This is a genomic window from Paraconexibacter sp., assembly GCF_059438195.1.
In genome coordinates, this window is sequence record NZ_JBLKKY010000078.1 from 1 (window position 1) to 17,816 (window position 17,816).

The window sequence follows — 17,816 nt, forward strand, 5'->3', positions numbered from 1 at the left end:
CGCCCGTCAGGCGGCGCTCGCCGGCCGCGGCGCCCATCAGCCGGCGCTCGCCGGCCGCGGCGCCCATCAGCCGGCGCTCGCCGGCCGCGGCGCCCGTCAGCCCGCGCTCGACGCCGCGGCGACGGGGGTGGCGGCGGTGCCGCGCTCCCACGCCTTGAGATCGGGCATCGGGTCGCGCGGCTCGCCGCCCCGGTACCAGCCCGGGGCGGTCCAGATCTCGAAGTGCAGGTGGCAGCCGTTGGCGTTGCCGCTGTCGCCGACCTCGCCGATGCGCTGGCCGGGCTGGACCGCGTCGCCCTTCGAGACGCGCGCCGCGCTCACGAGGTGCATGAACACGTGGTCCTCGCCCTTGGCGTCGCGGATGACGACGTAGTTGCCGGCGCGCGAGTGCGTGTCCTTGAACACGACCTTCCCGGCGACCGGGCTCACGAGCGGCGTGCCGCAGGACGCGAAGATGTCCTCGCCCTGGTGCGCGCCCCCGCGGTCGCCGAAGTGCGCACCTTCGCCGCCGTACTTGAAGTCGCCCTGGATGGGGAACGTCACGCTCCCCGCGACCGGGATCTGGCTGACGTCGACGGACGGCGTGGCGACGCCGAAGACCTGGGGCTCGGGGGCGTCACGGCGGATCTTGCGCGCCTGGGTGCGGCTCACCCTGCCGTCGACCTTGATGTCGACCTTGCGCTCGTACTTGCGGACGGCGCGCTGGGTGGCGGGCCCGTAGTCCCCGTCGGGCTCGATCTCGATGCCGTGGTCGATGAGGAAGCGCTGGAGGGCCCGGACGTCGGTGCCGGACCGGCCGCGCTTCATCGTCCGCGAGCCGTAGTCGTGCTCCTTGCGCCGCGGGCGGGCGTCGCGGCGCATGTCGCGCGCCTGGTCGCGATCGATGACCGCGTCCTCGTCGACCTCCTGCTCGCGCTCCCAGCGACGCACGGCCCGCTCGGTGTCCGCTCCGAACTTCCCGTCCCGCTCGACCGGCAGCCCGAGCCGCTTCAGCCACGTCTGGAGCTGCTTCACGTCCTTGCCCTCCATCCCGGGCGCGAGCGTGCGCTCACCGAGGTTCGCCGCGGAGGCGGGGGTCGCAGGGACGAGGAGCAGTGCGGCGATGAAGATCGGCAGCAGCGCGGTGGTTCGGGCCAGGCGGCGATGCACGTCGTCGGTCCTCCAGGGCGTCGCGGTCGGGGCGGGTCGGGCGGATGGGGCGGGTGATGCGGCGCGAACGGCGTCGGGCGGGTGCGCGTGTGCCACGCGACCAGCATCGACGTTTCCGTCGGCGGGCACTGGATATCGCAACGCGCCTTGCAGCGTCGAGTTGCGGGCATCCGCCGACGATCGCGTTCGGACGCGATGCAGCACGCCCGGCATCATGACCGCCGTGCATGTCGGAACCGCCCGCGTCGACCATCCCGAGGTGACGGAGATCGTCCCCTCCGCGCACTGCATCAAGCGCTTCCGCGAGCGGATGCCCGTGCGCTCGCCCGGCGTCGCCGAGGTCGCCAGAGCCCTTCTCTGCGCGCTGGAAGACGCCGACGTGTCCGGATGGCCCCCCGCCTGGGCGGCCTCCGATCGACCCGCTCGGCTGTGGGCGGCGACCGCCGACCTCGCGTTCCCGCTCGAGCCGACGGGGACGGCTGGCCGCTGGATCGCGGTGACCTGTCTGAGGCGTCCCGGACCGGGCGCCGGACGCCGCTGAAACCTGGCGCGGAAGCGCTCTGCGGGTCGGGTCGCCACCCGTCCCGCCCGCCGACCCCGCTCGCGCGGGTGTGCGCGGGCGCACACAGCGCACGGGGCGGCCCCGCCGCCCGGCTCAGCCGATCCGCCGCGTGATCCGCCCGCGCGAGTCCGCCTGGTAGTGGTCGCCGTTCCGCAGGAAGACGACCCATCTCGTCTCGCCGAGCGAGCGGAACGCGACGAGGTAGTCGACCGACGACGGCGGCCTCTTCGAGCGCCCGGCGGCGCTCCGCGCCGTCCGGTACGGAGCGGCGGTGTTGACGGCGTCGAACGGGATCGTCTCCCGCACCGCGAAGCCCGGCCCCGCCTCGGAGATGAGATCGACGCCGAGGTCGGGGTCGATCTGGACGTTGCGCAGCCGGCCGTCGCTCGTGATGAGCTGGACGTTGATCCGGTCCGCCGCGACCCGCAGGTTCGTCATCGCGCCGTACCGCTTCGCCCGCAGCGCGTCCATCGCCGCCGAGAAGTTCTTGCGCAGCAGGAGCGAGTCCGAGCGGAAGCCCGTCGGGGGACCCGCGCGCTCCGGCGTCGCGGCCTCGCCGTCGTCGCCCTCCTCGACGTCCTCCTCGTCGGCCCCGGCGTCGGAGGGCACGATGTCGGGCGTGGGGGCGGAGCCGTCCTGCGCCACGCGCTCTCCCGAGTCCTCCTCGACGATCGCGCCGACGATCCCGAGGCCGACCGCGCCGAGGACCGCGATGGGGAAGAGCACGCCGAGGACCGCCGACAGCGCCCGCAGCGGCCGGAAGGTCCGCCGCGGCCCGTCCGCCGGCTGGGCGTCAGGCCACTCGTAGGCCGTCGAGTCGCGCGCGACCTCGACCGGCACCTCCGGGCGGGTCTGCGCGGTCGACGACGACCATCCCATCGTGTCGAGCGGGTCCTCGTCGGTCTCCCGACCGAAGGCGTCGCGGCCCATGGGCGCTATGACACGCGACCGCGCCGCGCGCGTCAAGGAGGCTGCGACCGAGTCGAGACCGGCCGGGGCCCGCGGCGTCGCGGACGGCCGCGGCTCAGCCGACCTCGCGCAGGCGCCGGAAGGCCGGCCGGTCGCGGAGCTCGCGGACGACCGCGTCGACGGTCCCGCCGCTCTCGTCGGCGAGGCCGTCCGTCACGGCGCCGACGAGTCCCCGCTTGCGCTCGAGGACGCGCGAGACGTCCTCGTCGATCGTGTGGGCGGCGAGCAGGTACCAGGCGGTGACGGCGTCCCGCTGCCCGATCCTGTGCAGCCGGTCCTCCGCCTGGTCCATCAGCGCCGGCGTCCACTCGAGCTCGAGGAAGGCGACCTGGGTGGCGCGGGTGAGCGTGAGCCCCTGCGCGGCGACGCCCGTCGAGGCGATGAGGAGGTCGGGCCCGGCGGGGTCCTGGAAGGCGGCGACCGCGTCCTCGCGTGCCCGCGCCGAATCGCCGCCGAGGAGATGGAGCGCGTCCGGGAACCGCTCGACGACCGCCTCGAGGACGTCGACGTGATGGGCGAAGACGACGAGCGCCTCCCCCGAGTGGCGGAAGTCCGCGATCCAGCCGAGCGCGGCCGGGAGCTTCCCCCGCGCGGCGAGTCGCCGGAGCGTCCCGAGCTGCGCGAGCCGCTCGGCGCGCAGCGCGGCGGCGACCTTCGCCTCCAGGGTCGAGAGGTCGAGCGGCTGCTCGCGCAGCCACGCGATGACGTCCTCCTCGGCCCGCCGGTACTCGGCGCGGTTCGAGAGCTCGACGGGGACGACGACCCGCTCCTTCTCGGGGAGCTGCGGCAGGACGTCCTTCTTCAGGCGCCGCACGAAGCAGTGGCGCCGCAGGTGCCAGTGGAGGCGCTCCTCGCGGGCGGTGCCCTCGAAGAGCCGGTGGAAGCGCGCCCCGGAGCCGAAGGCGTCGAGCCGGCCGAGCACCCGGAGCTGGCTGATGAGCTCATCGGGGTGGTTGAGGACCGGCGTCCCCGAGAGCCCGAGGCGCAGCGCCGCGGGAGGGAGCGCGTCGGCGAGCCGGCGCACGGCTCGCGTGCGCTTCGCGCGCGGGTTCTTCACGTAGTGGCACTCGTCGAGCACGAGCGCGCGCGGTCCCAGCCGCGCGAGCCGCTCCGCGTGCGCGTCGGCGATGTCGTAGTTGACGATCGTCACGTCGGCGGGCACGACGGCGCCCGCTCGGCCCTCGAGGACCTGCCGGCTGCGATGCGGCAGCCACGTCGCGGCCTCACGCTCCCAGGTGAGCTTGAGGCTCGCCGGGCAGACGACGACGGCGGGGAAGGCGCCGTCCGCCTCGAGCGCCGCGAGGGCCTGGATCGTCTTCCCGAGCCCCTGCTCGTCGGCGAGGAACGCGCGGCGCTGCTCGAGGAGGTAGCGGACGCCCGCGACCTGGAACGGGCGCAGCGTCCCGCCGAGACGCGGCGCCGGGTCGAGCGGGGGCGCCTCCTGGGCGACGCTGCGGGCGAGAGCGTCCTGGGCCTCGGCGTGCGCCGCGCGCATCTCCTCGAGCGTCGGCAGCGCCGCGCCGCCGACGGCCACGTCGCTCTCGCCGAGGAACGCGTCGAGCGCGGGGACGATCGACGGGTCGGCGGGCAGCGTCGAGGTCGTGACGTCGGCTCCCGGCAGGGCGAGGAACGCGGCCGCGAGCTCGGGACGCCACACGACGTCGAGCTTGAGCTTCGGCCCGTCGACGCTCGGGACCTGGGAGAGGATCGCGGGAGGGGGCTCCAGGTCGACGCGGGCGTGGGTGAGCGCGCGCATCGCGCGTGCGTCGAGCCGCGCACCCCGCTCGTCGGTGAGCGCCTCGGCGACCTCGGCCGTGCACGGCGCCTCGTGCAGCCCGGGCCCGACCTCGGTCGCGAGGCGCGCGATCGGGCCCGGCAGCGAGCCGAGCCTCGTCGTGAGCCGCAGGGCGCAGCGGCCGTCGCGCTCGACCGCGGTCACGAGGCCCGTCCACCGCGTCGCGACCGTCTCGAGCCAGCGCTGGACGTCCGTGCTCGGCTCGAGCTCGGGGAACCGGGCGAGGATGTCGGCGACGTGTGCGCCCGCCCAGTCGGTCGCCGGCGCCTGCCACTCGCGGGTGTCCCAGTCGAAGCGGCGGTCGGGGATCCGCCGGGCCGCCTCGACGATCTCCGCGCGGTACGGGAAGGCGAGGACGACGATCCGCCCGCCGCCCGCGGCCGCCCGCAGCTCGACGTTCGGGCGGGACTCGACGACCTCCATCCCCCCGAGAGTACGGTCCCGTCCCCCGCACCGCCGCGTGCCGGCACGTCGCGGCGCCATCGGACGAGCACGTTCTGCGACGCCGATCACCGATCTTTCACCCGGTGGCCTTGACGGGTGCTGGTAGCTTTTGAGGCGTCAATCCGCCCGGTTGCGACCGGGTTTCACCATGCAGTGCCGGGCCGTCGTTGCATCATCAGCACCTTCGCGCGCAGCACGCACCACCCGTGGAGGTATCCCACAATGGCCACCGGAACCGTCAAGTGGTTCAGCGACGACAAGGGCTTCGGGTTCATCACGCCCGACGACCCGGGCAAGGACCTGTTCGTCCACCACACGGCGATCCAGGCGGACGGCTTCCGCACCCTCGCTGAGGGCGCGAAGGTCGAGTTCGACGCCGAGCCCGGCGAGAAGGGCCCGAAGGCGGTCAACGTCCGCAACATCTGAGCGCAGCCACGCTTCGTGCGAGGGGCTCGGACCGAGAGGTCCGGGCCCTTCGTCGTTCAGGGACCCGCCCGCCCGGTCGTGCCTCCGGCCGACCGGGTGACGGGCGCAGGCGCCCGCGCCCCGGGCCGGACGGGACGGCGATAGCGTGTCGGCCGCCGATCCCCCTCACGACACCGGACACGCATGAAGATCATCTACACGCACACCGACGAGGCTCCCGCGCTCGCGACGAAGTCGCTCCTCCCGATCGTCGAGGCGTTCGCCGGCCCCGCCGGCGTCGAGCTCGAGCTGCGCGACATCTCGCTCTCCGGCCGGATCCTCGCCCAGTTCCCCGAGCGGCTCGCCGACGAGCAGCGCATCCCCGACGCGCTCGCCGAGCTCGGCGAGCTCGCGAAGACCCCCGACGCGAACATCATCAAGCTCCCGAACATCAGCGCGTCCGTCCCGCAGCTCAAGGCGGCGGTCAAGGAGCTGCAGGAGCAGGGCTACGCGATCCCCGACTACCCGGAGTCGCCGTCCAGCGACGAGGAGCGCGACGTCCGCGCCCGCTACGACCGCGTGAAGGGCAGCGCCGTCAACCCCGTCCTGCGCGAGGGGAACTCCGACCGGCGCGCCCCCGCGTCGGTGAAGTCGTTCGCGCGCTCGTACCCGCACTCGATGGGGGAGTGGTCGAAGGACTCGCGGTCGCACGTCTCGACGATGACCGACGGCGACTTCCGCGCGACCGAGCAGTCGACGACGATCGCGCAGGAGGGGTCGGTCCGCATCGTCCACGTCGGCGCCGACGGCTCCGAGCGCGAGCTGCGCGAGCCCGTGCCCGTCCTCGAGGGCGAGGTCATCGACGCCGCGGTCATGCGCCGGGCGGCGCTGCAGGAGTTCCTCGCGGCCGAGGTCGCCGACGCGAAGGAGAAGGGCGTCCTCTTCTCCGTCCACCTCAAGGCGACGATGATGAAGGTCTCGGACCCGATCATCTTCGGCCACGCGGTCCGCGCGTACTTCCCGGACCTCTACGACGCGTACGCCGACGCGAACCCGAACGACGGGCTCGCGAGCCTCGTGAGCGCGCACCCCGAGGCGCAGGAGCGCATCGACGCGGCGGTCTCCGACGGCCCCGACCTCGCGATGGTCGACTCCTCGCGCGGCATCACGAACCTCCACGTCCCCAGCGACGTCATCATCGACGCCTCGATGCCCGCGGCGATCCGCTCGTCGGGGCAGATGTGGAACGCGGACGACGCGCTGCAGGACGCGAAGTTCGTCATCCCCGACCACTCCTACGCGGCGCTGTACGACGAGACCGTCGAGCACTGCAAGCGGCACGGGGCCTTCGACCCGACGACGATGGGGACGACGCCGAACGTCGGCCTCATGGCGCAGAAGGCGGAGGAGTACGGCTCGCACGACAAGACCTTCGAGATCGACGCCCCGGGCACCGTGCGGGTCCTCGACGCCTCGGGCGCGACGCTCATGGAGCACGACGTGCAGGAGGGCGACATCTGGCGCATGTGCCAGACGAAGGACGCTCCGATCCAGGACTGGGTCCGTCTCGCCGTCGCGCGCGGCCGCGCGACCGGCGCGCCCGCCGTGTTCTGGCTCGACGAGACCCGGCCGCACGACGCCGAGCTGCTGAAGAAGGTGCGCCCCGCGCTCGACGGGCTCGACACCGACGGCGTGCAGATCGAGATCCTCGACGTCGCGGCCGCGACGCGCTTCACGCTCGAGCGCGCCCGCGCGGGCGAGGACACGATCTCCGTGACCGGGAACGTGCTCCGCGACTACCTCACCGACCTCTTCCCGATCCTCGAGCTGGGCACGAGCGCGAAGATGCTCTCGATCGTCCCGCTCATGAACGGCGGCGGGCTCTTCGAGACGGGCGCGGGCGGCTCGGCGCCGAAGCACGTCCAGCAGTTCGTCAAGGAGAACCACCTCCGGTGGGACTCGCTCGGCGAGTTCCTCGCCCTCGCCGTGTCTCTCGAGATGCTCGCCGAGAAGACCGGCAACCCGCGTGCGCGGATCCTCGGCGAGACGCTCGACCGCGCGACCGGGAAGGTCCTCGAGGAGGGGCGCTCGCCGTCGCGCAAGGCGGGCGAGCTCGACAACCGGGGAAGCCACTTCTACCTCGCCCTGTACTGGGCGCAGGAGCTGGGCGGTCAGAGCGAGGACGCCGCGCTCGCCGAGACGTTCCGCCCGCTCGCGGACCGCCTCGCCGCCGACGAGGAGGCGATCGTCGACGAGCTGAACCGCGTCCAGGGCGAGCCCGTCGACATCGGCGGCTACTTCCGTCCCGACCCCGAGAAGGTCCGGGCGGCGATGCGCCCGTCCACGACGCTGAACGGAGCGCTCGAGACGCTGTAGGCCCGGAGCCGGCGGGAGGTCTACGCCGCCGCGTAGGCCTCCTGCGGGCGCCCCGGCGGCCCGTGCGCGGGGACGGGCGCCCGCGTCCGGCCCTGATCCGCGCCGCCTCCGGCACGCAGGAGCGGCCGCTCGAGCCGCGTCCACGAGAGGTGGGCGATCGGAAGGCAGACGGCGAGGACCGCGAGGACGGCGGGCGCGGTCCGGCCTTCGGGGAAGAGCCCTGCGCCCCGCAGCGCGAAGATGGCGGGCATGTGCCACAGGTAGATGCCGTAGCTGCGCTCCCCGAGCCACTCGAGCGGCGGGGCGCAGAGGAGCCGGGGCGGCCGGCGCCCGTGCGTGACGGCGGCGAGGAGGAGCGCGAAGCCGACGCCCGCGGGCAGGTCGCGGACGACGCGCCCCGCGTCGGTGAGCCCGGCGGCCCCCGACTCGTGCCACCACCCGTCGGCGACGACGAGCAGGATGCCGGCGCCGATGAGCCCCGCGACGGCCCGGCGCCCGAGCGTGCGCCCGTGGACGAGGACCGCGGCGGTCATGCCGGCGGCGAAGAGGGGGGCGAGGGCGAGGAGCGACGACATCGCGAGGAGGCTCCCGGGACGCCCGGTGAGCCACACGTTGAACGCCGTCCCCGCAGCCGCGAGCAGGGCGGCGGGGAGGACGAGCGCGGCGCGGCTGCGCAGCCGTCCGGCCGCGCGCAGCGCGATCGCTCCGAGGAGCGGGAGGAGGAGGTAGAACATCGCCTCGACCGTGAGCGTCCACATCGGCGGGTTGAGGCGGCCGACGGTCTCCGGGTGCAGCGCCTGGCCGAAGAGCGCGAAGAGGCCGAGCAGCTCGGCATCGGGCACGCTGACGCCGCGGACGTCGTCGAGCGCGACGAGGAGCGGGACGCAGACCGCGAGGCAGAGCCACGCCCCCGGGACGAGTCGGCGCACGCGCGCGGAGGCGTAGCGGCGCAGGTCCGGCCGCTCGCGACCGTCGAGCACCGCGGCGACCCAGCCGCGGTAGAGGAGGAACCCGCTGAGCACGAAGAAGAGCGGGAGCGCGAGCCGCAGCTGGTGGAGGACGCCCTCGCCGAGGCCGGCGCGCTCGCCGCTCGTCGTCGTCGTGTAGAGCCAGACGTGGAAGACGAGGATCGTGACGGCGGCGAGGCCGCGCAGCGCGTCGAGGGCGACGAACCGCGACGGCGCGGGGCGGCCGGCCGCGGGCGTCCCACTCCGCGCCGTCGGCGTGGCGTGGTCCAGGAGCATCGAGCGCGGCAGCATGTCCTCTGCCGCGCGCCGCCGCAAGGGCCCGCCCCCAAGTCTTAGGCAATCTTCATGCGGCTCCGAGGCCCCCGCGCGCGCCACCCCCTCATCCGGGGTGTCGGACGGGCGTCTTTCCGGGAGAGCGCGACGTGCAGCCTGACGCCGTGTCAGGATGCGCGCCTATGGCTGACCGGCACGTCGACTACCTGCTCATCGGCGGCGGCATCGCCTCCGCGACCGCCGCGAAGACGCTCCGCGACGAAGGGGCGACGGGGAGCGTGACGGTCGTCTCGCGGGAGCTCGATCCGCCGTATCACCGCCCGCCGGCGACGAAGGGCTACCTCCAGGGGACGGAGACGAAGGAGAGCGCCTTCGTGCACCCCGAAGGATGGTGGGGCGAGAACGACGTCGAGCTGCTGCAGCGCACGAGCGTCATGTCGCTCGACACCGAGGCCCGCGAGGCGAAGCTCTCGACGAAGGAGACGGTGTCCTACGGCGAGGCGCTCGTCGCGACCGGGGCCATGGTGCGCCGTCTCAACGCGGTCGAGGGGTCCGACCTCGAGGGCATCCACTACATCCGCGCGCTCGGCAACGCCGACGCGATCCGCAAGGACGTCGAGGGCGCGGAGCGCGTCGTCGTCATCGGCGGGAGCTACCTCGGCTGCGAGGTCGCCGCCTCGCTCACCGCGCTGGGCAAGCGCGTCGCGGTGATCATGCAGGAGGCCGAGCCGCTCTCGCTCGGGTTCGGGCTCCGGGCCGGCGTGTTCTTCCGCAACGTCCTCGAGAGCCACGGCGTCGAGGTCTTCGGCGGCCACGAGCTCACCGCCTTCCTCGGGCAGGACGGCACGCTGACCGGCGTCCGCACGGCCTCGGGGAAGGAGTTCCCCGCCGACGTCGTGGTGTGCGGCGTCGGCGCGATGCCCGACGTCATGGTCGCCCGCAAGGCCGGCCTCGAGCTCGGCGAGGCCGGCGGCGTGAAGACCGACAGCCGGCTGCGGACCTCCGCCGAGCACGTCTACGCCGCCGGCGACATGTGCGAGTACGACAGCCCGATCCACGGCTGCCACATGCGCATCGAGCACGAGGACGTCGCCGCGACGCAGGGCGCGACGGCCGCGCGGAACATGCTCGGCGCGGACGCGCCGTACGACACCGTCCCGTACTTCTTCAGCGACCTGGCGGACTGGGCGTCCCTCGAGTACGTCGGGCCCGCGCGCCAGTGGAACGAGGAGGCCGTCGCCGGGTCGATCGAGGACGGCTCGTTCTGCCTCTACTACCTCGACGGCGGGGTCGTGCGCGGCGCGCTCAGCGTGGGCGGCCACGACGATCTCACGAGGGCGCGCGAGCTCATCGCCGCGGGCGAGCCCGTGGAGATGTCGGCGCTGCGCGCGGAGAGCTACCCGGCCTGAGCGCCGGCCCGGGCGTCGGCAGGGCGCCGACGCCCGGTCGCGTAGTACGATCGCTCGCGATGGACGCCACCACCGCCACGCTCGGCCTCGTCATCGTCTTCTTCGTCGTCTTCCCGGCGCTCGCGCACGGCCTGATCGGCTTCGCCGTCGCCCAGGCGCTCGGCGAGAAGCAGGAGAACGACGCGTACGCCGCGAAGCTCACCGAGGACAAGGGCTGACGCCGCGGCGGGGCTGCCGCCCGCCGCCCCGCACGCCCGGGCCTCGGTCCGGCTCCATCGTCTCTCCGGTCGCGCCGCGACGCGGTGCGCGCTCGGACGCTCCGGGGGTCGCATCGAACGCGAGCCGGGATCGTCCCGTCGCGCCGTGGGGGCGTCGAATCCAACGCGCGTTGAGTTCGCCCCCATATAGGGGGTCGATCGAACGCGCGTTGGATTCGCCCCCCCGTCGTCTCGCGCGCTCACCCGCCCGCGGGGACCGCGACCCTCCGTCCGCGACGGGCGCGGCGCGGGCCTCAGCTCTTCGAAGCGTTGCGGGCCTGCCGCGCGGCCTTCACGCGGTCGGTCTGCGAGAGGTGGACCTTCCGCAGGCGGACGTGGTGCGGCGTCACCTCGACGCACTCGTCCTCGCGGAGGAACTCCATCGCCTGGTCGAGGCTGAGGACGCGCGCCGGGGTGAGCCGGACGAGCTCGTCGGCGGTCGAGGAGCGGATGTTCGTGAGGTGCTTCTCGCGGACGGCGTTGACGTCGAGGTCGTCGGCGCGTGCGTTCTCGCCGACGATCATCCCCTCGTAGACCTCGTCGCCCGGGCTCACGAAGAGGGTCCCGCGCTCCTGGAGCTGGAAGCAGGAGAAGGACGTGACGTCGCCGCGGCGGTCGGCGACGAGGGCGCCCGTCGGACGCGTGCGGATCTCGCCCTGCCACGGCTCGTAGCGGTCGAAGACGTGGTGCATGAGACCGGTGCCCCGCGTCTCGGTGAGGAACTCGGTGCGGAAGCCGATGAGGCCGCGGGCGGGGACGAGGTAGTCCATGCGCACCCAGCCGGTCCCGTGGTTGACCATCTGCTCGAGCCGGCCCTTGCGCAGCGCGAGGAGCTGCGTGATGACGCCGACGTAGTCCTCGGGCGCGTCGATCGTCATGCGCTCGACCGGCTCGTGGCGGGTCCCGTCGATCTCGCGCGTGACGACCTGCGGCTTGCCGACGGTGAGCTCGTAGCCCTCACGGCGCATGAGCTCGACGAGGATCGCGAGCTGCAGCTCGCCGCGGCCCTGGACCTCCCAGGCGTCCGGTCGCTCCGTGTCCTTCACGCGCAGGGAGACGTTGCCGATCAGCTCGGCGTCGAGGCGGTTCTTCACCTGGCGGGCGGTGAGCTTGTCGCCGTCCTGCCCGGCGAGCGGCGAGGTGTTGATCCCGATCGTCACGCTGAGCGACGGCTCGTCGACGCGGATGACGGGCAGCGGTCGGGCGTCCTCGAGATCGGCGAGCGTCTCGCCGATCGTCACGTCGGGCAGGCCCGCGACCGCGATGATCTCGCCGGGGCCCGCCTCGGCGGCGTCGACGCGGTCGAGGCCCTCGGTGACGTACAGCTCGGTGACCCTCGCGCGCTCGGCCTCCGCGTCGGCGCGGCACCAGGCGATGTCCGCGCCCTTGCGGATCGTGCCGTGGGTGACGCGGCAGATCGCGAGCCGGCCGACGTACGGCGAGGCGTCGAGGTTCGTGACGAGCGCCTGGAGCGGGTGGTCGGGGTCGTGGCGCGGAGCGGGGATCGTCTCGACGAGGAGGTCCATGAGAGGACGCAGGTCCTTGCCGGGGACGGGGCGGTCGCCGTCGAGCTCGAGGCTCGCCCAGCCGTCCTTCGCGTTCGTGTAGACGATCGGGAAGTCGATCTGGGACTCGTCGGCGTCGAGGTCGAGGAAGAGCTCGTAGACCTCGTCGACGACCTCGCCGATCCGCGCGTCCTCGCGATCGACCTTGTTGACGACGAGGATGACCGGCAGCCGCCCGGCGAGCGCCTTGCGCAGCACGAAGCGGGTCTGGGGGAGCGGTCCCTCGCTCGCGTCGACGAGGAGGAGGACGCCGTCGACCATCGTGAGCCCGCGCTCGACCTCGCCGCCGAAGTCGGCGTGGCCGGGCGTGTCGATGATGTTGAGCTTCACGTCGCCGTGCCGGACGCTCGTGTTCTTCGCGAGGATCGTGATGCCCTTCTCGCGCTCGAGGTCCATCGAGTCCATGACGCGCTCGGCGACGTCCTCGTTCTCGCGGAAGAGGCCGGCCTGGTGGAGCATCGCGTCGACGAGGGTCGTCTTGCCGTGGTCGACGTGGGCGACGATCGCGACGTTGCGGAGGTCGTCGCGGACGGCGGTGAAGGAGGGTGCGCTGGCGGTCATGCGGCGAGGGAGGGTAGGGCACGGGCGGTCGCGGCCCGCCCGCCCGCGCCCGGGTGTGTCGGAATGAGCCCGGACGCCGGGTCCATTCCGACGCACCTGCGCGGGACATCGTCGACCGCGCGGGCCATCTCCGACCTCGTTGGTAGGATTGACCCATGATCTTCACGACGAAGGCCGAGTACGGCGTGCGGCTGCTCGTCGAGCTCGGCCGCCAGAGCCGGACGGCTCGACCGCAGCCGGTGTCGCTGAAGGTCATCGCCGAGTCCGAAGGGCTCCCGCTCGCCTACCTGGAGCGCATCGTCGCGCTCCTGCGCAAGGCCGGGCTCGTCGAGTCGACCCGCGGCGCCCACGGCGGCTACACGCTCGCCCGTCCCCCGGAGGAGATCCGGATGGACGAGGCGGTGCTCGCGCTCGAGGGCGCGGTCGCCCCGATGACGTGCTTCGTCGACGACTCCGACCAGAACCGCGTCCTGTGCAACCACGAGTCCGACCAGGGCCACGGGTGCGCGACGAAGCTGCTCTGGATGCGCGTCCAGGGCGGTGTCGTGAAGGCGCTGCAGGGGACGACCCTCGCCGATCTCGTCGACTTCGGCGAGCGGCAGGGCGGCCCCGCGACGCACGACGACGCCGCCGTCGCCGGCCGCGCCTGACCGGCGCGGTCCACCACCGACTTCCCCCACCTCCGAACCCGACACCGAAAGCAGACATGGCCGACCTCGAGATCCGCAACCTCCACGTCAAGGCCGAGGACGAGCAGATCCTCAACGGCGTCGACCTCACCGTGAACAAGGGTGAGGTCCACGCGCTCATGGGCCCCAACGGCTCCGGCAAGAGCACGCTCGCCAACGCCATCATGGGTCACCCCGACCTCGAGGTGACCGAGGGCCAGGTCATCTGGAAGGGCGACGACATCACCGAGGCCGCGCCCGACGAGCGCGCTCGCGCCGGCCTCTTCATGGCCTTCCAGTACCCGGTCGCGATCCCGGGGGTGACCATCACGAAGTACCTCCGCATGGTCATCAACGCGCACCGCGAGGAGCGCGGCGAGCCCGAGATCCCGCTCAAGGAGTTCCGCCAGACCGTCCAGGAGGCGATGGCGCTGACGAACATCCCCAAGGAGTTCTCCTCCCGCTACCTCAACGACGGGTTCTCCGGCGGCGAGAAGAAGCGCCTCGAGACGCTGCAGCTCGCGCTCCAGCGGCCGGAGCTCGCGATCCTCGACGAGACCGACTCGGGTCTCGACGTCGACGCGCTCAACGTCGTCGCGAAGGGCGTCAACACCGTGAAGGACGAGAACGGGACCGGCGTCCTCATCATCACCCACTACCAGCGGATCCTCCACCACGTGAAGCCGGACCGCGTCTCCGTGCTGCACCGCGGCCGCATCATCCACGACGGCGGCCCTGAGCTCGCCGAGCGGATCGAGGCCGAGGGGTACGGCTGGCTCATCGGCGACAAGGACGCCGCGGAGGCGGAGGCCCAGGCGACCGCCTGAGCACCCGACGATGAGCACGCTCGCCCACACCGCGCAGGACGGCACCGGGGACTTCCCGACCCTCGAGCGGGAGGGCGTCGTGTACCTCGACAGCGCGGCGACGTCGCAGACGCCGCGCTGCGTCCTCGCGGCGATGGAGGACTACTACGCCCGGCACCGGGCGAGCGTGCACCGCGGCGTCTACCCGATCGCCGTCGAGGCGACCGAGCTGTACGAGGGCGCGCGCACCGCGGCCGCGCACTGGCTCGGCGCCGACCCCCGCGCGACCGTCTTCACGAAGAACGCGACGGAGGCGCTCAACCTCGTCGCGTACGCGTGGGGCGGGGCGAACGTCGGCCGCGGGGACGTCGTCGTGCTCACCGAGATGGAGCACCACTCGAACATCGTCCCCTGGCAGCTCCTCTGCGAGCGCACGGGCGCGCGGCTCGAGTACGTCCCGGTCGACGACGAGGGCCATCTCGTCCTCGACGTCCTCGACGAGCTGCTCGCCTCGGGCGACGTCAAGGTCGTCGCGTTCACGCACGCGAGCAACGTCCTCGGGACGATCACGCCGGTCGCCGACATCGTCGCGCGGGTGCGCGCCGCCGGCGCCGTGAGCGTCGTCGACGGCACCCAGGCGGTTCCGCAGCTCCCCGTCGACGTCGCCGAGCTCGACGCCGACTTCTACGCGTGGACGGCCCACAAGGCCTACGGGCCGACGGGCATCGGCATCCTCCACGGCCGCTACGAGATCCTCGCGGCGATGCCGCCGTTCATCGGCGGCGGGCACATGATCGCGAGCGTCTCGCTCGAGTCCTCGACGTGGGCCGAGCCGCCCGCGCGCTTCGAGGCGGGGACCTCGCCGATCGCCGAGGCGGCCGGTCTCGGCGCGGCGGTGGAGTTCCTTCGCGGCAAGGGCATGGACGCCGTCCGCGCCCACGAGCGGGACGTCACCGCCTACGCGCTCTCGCGGCTCGCCGAGGTGCCCGGGCTCATGGTGCACGGGCCCTCCTCGGCGGACGACCGCGCCGCCCTCGTCTCCTTCTCCCTCGACTGCGCCCACCCGCACGACGTCGCCGAGATCCTCGCCCGGTCCGGCGTGTGCGTCCGCGCCGGGCACCACTGCGCCCAGCCGCTGATGCGCCGGCTCGGCGTCGGCGCGACGACGCGCGCCTCGTTCGCCGTCCACTCGACCCACGAGGACGTCGACCGCATGATCGAGGGGCTGCACTCCGTCATCGATCTCTTCGGGGACTGATCACCGCATGGACGACCTGTATCGCGAGTACATCCTCGAGCACTACAAGCGGCCCCGGAACTGGGGCCCGATGGAGTCTCCCGACCTCGAAGCCGAGGACGTCAACCCGCTCTGCGGCGACGAGCTGAAGGTCATGCTCAAGGTCGACGACGAGGGCAAGGTGACGGACATCCGCTTCGACGGCCACGGCTGCGCGATCAGCCAGGCGAGCGCGTCGATGGCCTCCGAGGAGATCGTCGGCAAGTCCGTCGACGACGTCATCCGCCTCGACCGCGACTTCATCCTCGAGCTGCTCGGGATCGACATCTCCGCGACGCGCATGAAGTGCGCGATGCTCTCGCTGAAGGTGCTCAAGTCGGCCGCGCTCGGCTCGTCGGTCGACTGGGAGCCGGAGACGCCCGACGCCGCCGCGCCGCCCGGCTCGCGCGACGCGGTGTGACGTCCCGCCGCGCCGGGGCGTGACCGTGGATCGACCTGGCTGAGAGCCGGGTGGATCCACACTCACGCGGCGTGGGTGGCGCGAGACGTCCCCTCGCGTCGTGCGAGCCGGTGGGACCGGTACAATCCCTGCCAGTGCGGTCGGTATTGCAGCGACGGCCGTACTCCTCGACACGCATGAGCCCGATCATCGACATCTGCCCCCTCGCCGACCTCCCGCCGGGATCGCGGAAGGTCGTCACCTGGGAGGACCTGGAGATCGGCGTGTTCAACTGCGCCGGGACGCTCTACGCGATCGAGGACCGCTGCTCGCACGACGACGGGCCCCTCGCCGAGGGGCTGCTCGACGAGGCGGCCTGCACGGTCGAGTGTCCGCGCCACGGCGCGCTCTTCGACCTGCGCAGCGGCTCGCCCAAGACCCTGCCGGCCTACGAGCCGGTCGAGACGTTCCCCGTCCTCGTCGAGGACGACGTGATCAAGCTGGAGGTCGACTGACCCAATGCAACCGCCCGAGACCCAGACCGCTTCGACGAAGCAGCTCACCGACGACGAGAAGGCGCTGCGCGCCTTCGGCTCGGACTACACCGAGCGCTACGGCTTCCACGACGCGGAGAACTACCTCTACAAGGCGCCGAAGGGCATCAACCGCGAGATCGTCGAGAAGATCTCCGAGTTCAAGAGCGAGCCGCAGTGGATGCTCGACTTCCGGCTCAAGGCGCTCGAGCACTTCGAGTCGCGGCCGCAGCCGACGTGGGGCTCGCCGATGCTCGCCGAGGTCGACTACGACGACATCCACTACTTCGTCCGCGCCTCCGAGCGCGCCGAGCGCTCGTGGGACGACGTCCCCGAAGACGTGAAGAAGACCTTCGACCGGCTCGGCATCCCCGAGGCGGAGCGGAAGTTCCTCTCCGGCGTCGGCGCGCAGTACGAGTCCGAGGTCGTCTACCACCAGGTCAACGAGGCGCTCGAGAAGCAGGGCGTCGTGTTCATGGACATGGACAGCGGCCTGCGCGAGCACGAGGACCTCGTCCGCGAGCACTTCGCCTCGATCATCCCGCCGAACGACAACAAGCTCGCCGCGCTCAACAGCGCCGTGTGGTCGGGCGGGTCGTTCGTCTACGTCCCGCCGGGCGTCGAGGTCGAGATGCCGCTCCAGGCGTACTTCCGCATCAACACGGAGTCGATGGGCCAGTTCGAGCGGACGCTCATCATCGCCGACGAGGGCAGCTACGTGCACTACGTCGAGGGCTGCACCGCCCCGACGTACTCGAGCAACTCGCTGCACTCGGCGGTCGTCGAGCTCATCGCGAAGCCGGGTGCCCGCATCCGCTACACGACCGTGCAGAACTGGTCGCAGAACGTCTTCAACCTCGTGACGAAGCGCGCTGTGGCCGAGCGTGACGCGACGGTCGAGTGGGTCGACTGCAACCTCGGCTCGAAGCTCACCATGAAGTACCCGTCCGTCTACCTCACGGGCGAGCGCGCCCACGGCGAGATCCTCTCGATCGCGTTCGCCGGCGAGGGCCAGCACCAGGACGCCGGCGGCAAGATCGTCCACGCCGCTCCGCACACGACGTCGAACATCTTCGCGAAGTCGATCTCGAAGGACGGCGGCCGCAGCTCGTACCGCGGCCTCCTCGAGGTGGCGAAGGGCGCGACCGGCGCGCGCTCGCAGGTGGTCTGCGACGCGCTCCTCCTCGACCCGCAGTCGCGGACGGACACCTACCCGACGATCCGCATCGGCGAGGACGACGTCGACATCGGGCACGAGGCCTCGGTGACGAAGGTCGGCGAGGAGCAGCTCTTCTACCTCATGGCCCACGGGCTCGACGAGGAGGAGGCCGCGAAGCTCATCGTCAACGGCTTCATCGAGCCGATCGTCAAGGAGCTGCCGATGGAGTACGCGGTCGAGA

General features: G+C 72.6%; 16 protein-coding genes. 11 read left to right on the top strand and 5 right to left on the bottom strand.

Annotated features, from left to right (window positions below; translation table 11 throughout):
- Positions 1-96 precede the first annotated feature (96 nt).
- Positions 97-1,149 (bottom strand): peptidoglycan DD-metalloendopeptidase family protein, encoded by a 1,053-nt coding sequence (locus tag ACME2J_RS19390; protein ID WP_495546593.1) that lies wholly within the window; start codon positions 1,147-1,149, stop codon positions 97-99.
- Between the two features lie 223 nt (positions 1,150-1,372).
- Here ACME2J_RS19390 and ACME2J_RS19395 point away from each other — a divergent pair, with 223 nt between their 5' ends.
- The gene (locus tag ACME2J_RS19395; RefSeq protein ID WP_495546594.1) at positions 1,373-1,690 is read left to right on the top strand and encodes a hypothetical protein; all 318 of its coding nucleotides are present in this window, start codon (positions 1,373-1,375) and stop codon (positions 1,688-1,690) included.
- A 114-nt stretch (positions 1,691-1,804) separates the two neighbouring features.
- Here ACME2J_RS19395 and ACME2J_RS19400 read toward each other — a convergent pair whose 3' ends face one another.
- Both ACME2J_RS19400 and ACME2J_RS19405 read right to left on the bottom strand, forming a co-directional pair.
- The gene (locus tag ACME2J_RS19400) at positions 1,805-2,641 is read right to left on the bottom strand and encodes a hypothetical protein (RefSeq protein WP_495546595.1); all 837 of its coding nucleotides are present in this window, start codon (positions 2,639-2,641) and stop codon (positions 1,805-1,807) included.
- A 94-nt stretch (positions 2,642-2,735) separates the two neighbouring features.
- The gene (locus ACME2J_RS19405) at positions 2,736-4,898 is read right to left on the bottom strand and encodes a DEAD/DEAH box helicase (RefSeq protein WP_495546596.1); all 2,163 of its coding nucleotides are present in this window, start codon (positions 4,896-4,898) and stop codon (positions 2,736-2,738) included.
- A 243-nt stretch (positions 4,899-5,141) separates the two neighbouring features.
- Here ACME2J_RS19405 and ACME2J_RS19410 point away from each other — a divergent pair, with 243 nt between their 5' ends.
- Both ACME2J_RS19410 and ACME2J_RS19415 read left to right on the top strand, forming a co-directional pair.
- Positions 5,142-5,345, top strand: coding sequence for a cold-shock protein (locus tag ACME2J_RS19410; protein WP_495546597.1), 204 nt, complete (start codon positions 5,142-5,144; stop codon positions 5,343-5,345).
- 183 nt (positions 5,346-5,528) lie between these two features.
- Positions 5,529-7,700, top strand: a complete 2,172-nt coding sequence (locus ACME2J_RS19415) for an NADP-dependent isocitrate dehydrogenase (protein WP_495546598.1) — start codon at positions 5,529-5,531, stop codon at positions 7,698-7,700.
- Positions 7,701-7,720: 20 nt separating this feature from the next.
- Here ACME2J_RS19415 and ACME2J_RS19420 read toward each other — a convergent pair whose 3' ends face one another.
- Complete coding sequence (locus ACME2J_RS19420; RefSeq protein ID WP_495546599.1) at positions 7,721-8,944, bottom strand: acyltransferase family protein; 1,224 nt, start codon at positions 8,942-8,944, stop codon at positions 7,721-7,723.
- Positions 8,945-9,123: 179 nt separating this feature from the next.
- Between ACME2J_RS19420 and ACME2J_RS19425 the strand changes: the two genes are divergently transcribed.
- Together ACME2J_RS19425 and ACME2J_RS19430 are read left to right on the top strand one after the other, a co-directional pair.
- Positions 9,124-10,350: an NAD(P)/FAD-dependent oxidoreductase gene (locus ACME2J_RS19425; protein ID WP_495546600.1), complete on the top strand. Its 1,227-nt coding sequence runs from the start codon at positions 9,124-9,126 to the stop codon at positions 10,348-10,350.
- A gap of 59 nt (positions 10,351-10,409) precedes the next feature.
- Positions 10,410-10,568, top strand: coding sequence for a hypothetical protein (locus ACME2J_RS19430; RefSeq protein ID WP_495546601.1), 159 nt, complete (start codon positions 10,410-10,412; stop codon positions 10,566-10,568).
- Between the two features lie 293 nt (positions 10,569-10,861).
- Here the strand turns inward: ACME2J_RS19430 and typA are convergent, their stop codons facing one another.
- Positions 10,862-12,733: a translational GTPase TypA gene (gene typA, locus ACME2J_RS19435; RefSeq protein WP_495546602.1), complete on the bottom strand. Its 1,872-nt coding sequence runs from the start codon at positions 12,731-12,733 to the stop codon at positions 10,862-10,864.
- Between the two features lie 155 nt (positions 12,734-12,888).
- Between typA and ACME2J_RS19440 the strand changes: the two genes are divergently transcribed.
- The 6 genes from ACME2J_RS19440 to sufB form a co-directional block, all read left to right on the top strand.
- Positions 12,889-13,383: an RrF2 family transcriptional regulator gene (locus ACME2J_RS19440; protein WP_495546603.1), complete on the top strand. Its 495-nt coding sequence runs from the start codon at positions 12,889-12,891 to the stop codon at positions 13,381-13,383.
- Positions 13,384-13,439: 56 nt separating this feature from the next.
- Positions 13,440-14,228, top strand: a complete 789-nt coding sequence (gene sufC / locus ACME2J_RS19445; protein WP_495546604.1) for a Fe-S cluster assembly ATPase SufC — start codon at positions 13,440-13,442, stop codon at positions 14,226-14,228.
- A gap of 10 nt (positions 14,229-14,238) precedes the next feature.
- A complete protein-coding gene (locus ACME2J_RS19450; RefSeq protein ID WP_495546605.1) occupies positions 14,239-15,465 on the top strand; it encodes a SufS family cysteine desulfurase in 1,227 nt (408 codons plus the stop codon).
- Positions 15,466-15,472: 7 nt separating this feature from the next.
- Positions 15,473-15,904: a Fe-S cluster assembly sulfur transfer protein SufU gene (gene sufU, locus ACME2J_RS19455; RefSeq protein ID WP_495546606.1), complete on the top strand. Its 432-nt coding sequence runs from the start codon at positions 15,473-15,475 to the stop codon at positions 15,902-15,904.
- Between the two features lie 176 nt (positions 15,905-16,080).
- Positions 16,081-16,398, top strand: a complete 318-nt coding sequence (locus ACME2J_RS19460) for a Rieske (2Fe-2S) protein (RefSeq protein WP_495546607.1) — start codon at positions 16,081-16,083, stop codon at positions 16,396-16,398.
- Between the two features lie 4 nt (positions 16,399-16,402).
- Positions 16,403-17,816 (top strand): Fe-S cluster assembly protein SufB (sufB, locus tag ACME2J_RS19465; protein ID WP_495546608.1); only part of this gene is annotated, 1,414 nt, incomplete at its 3' end.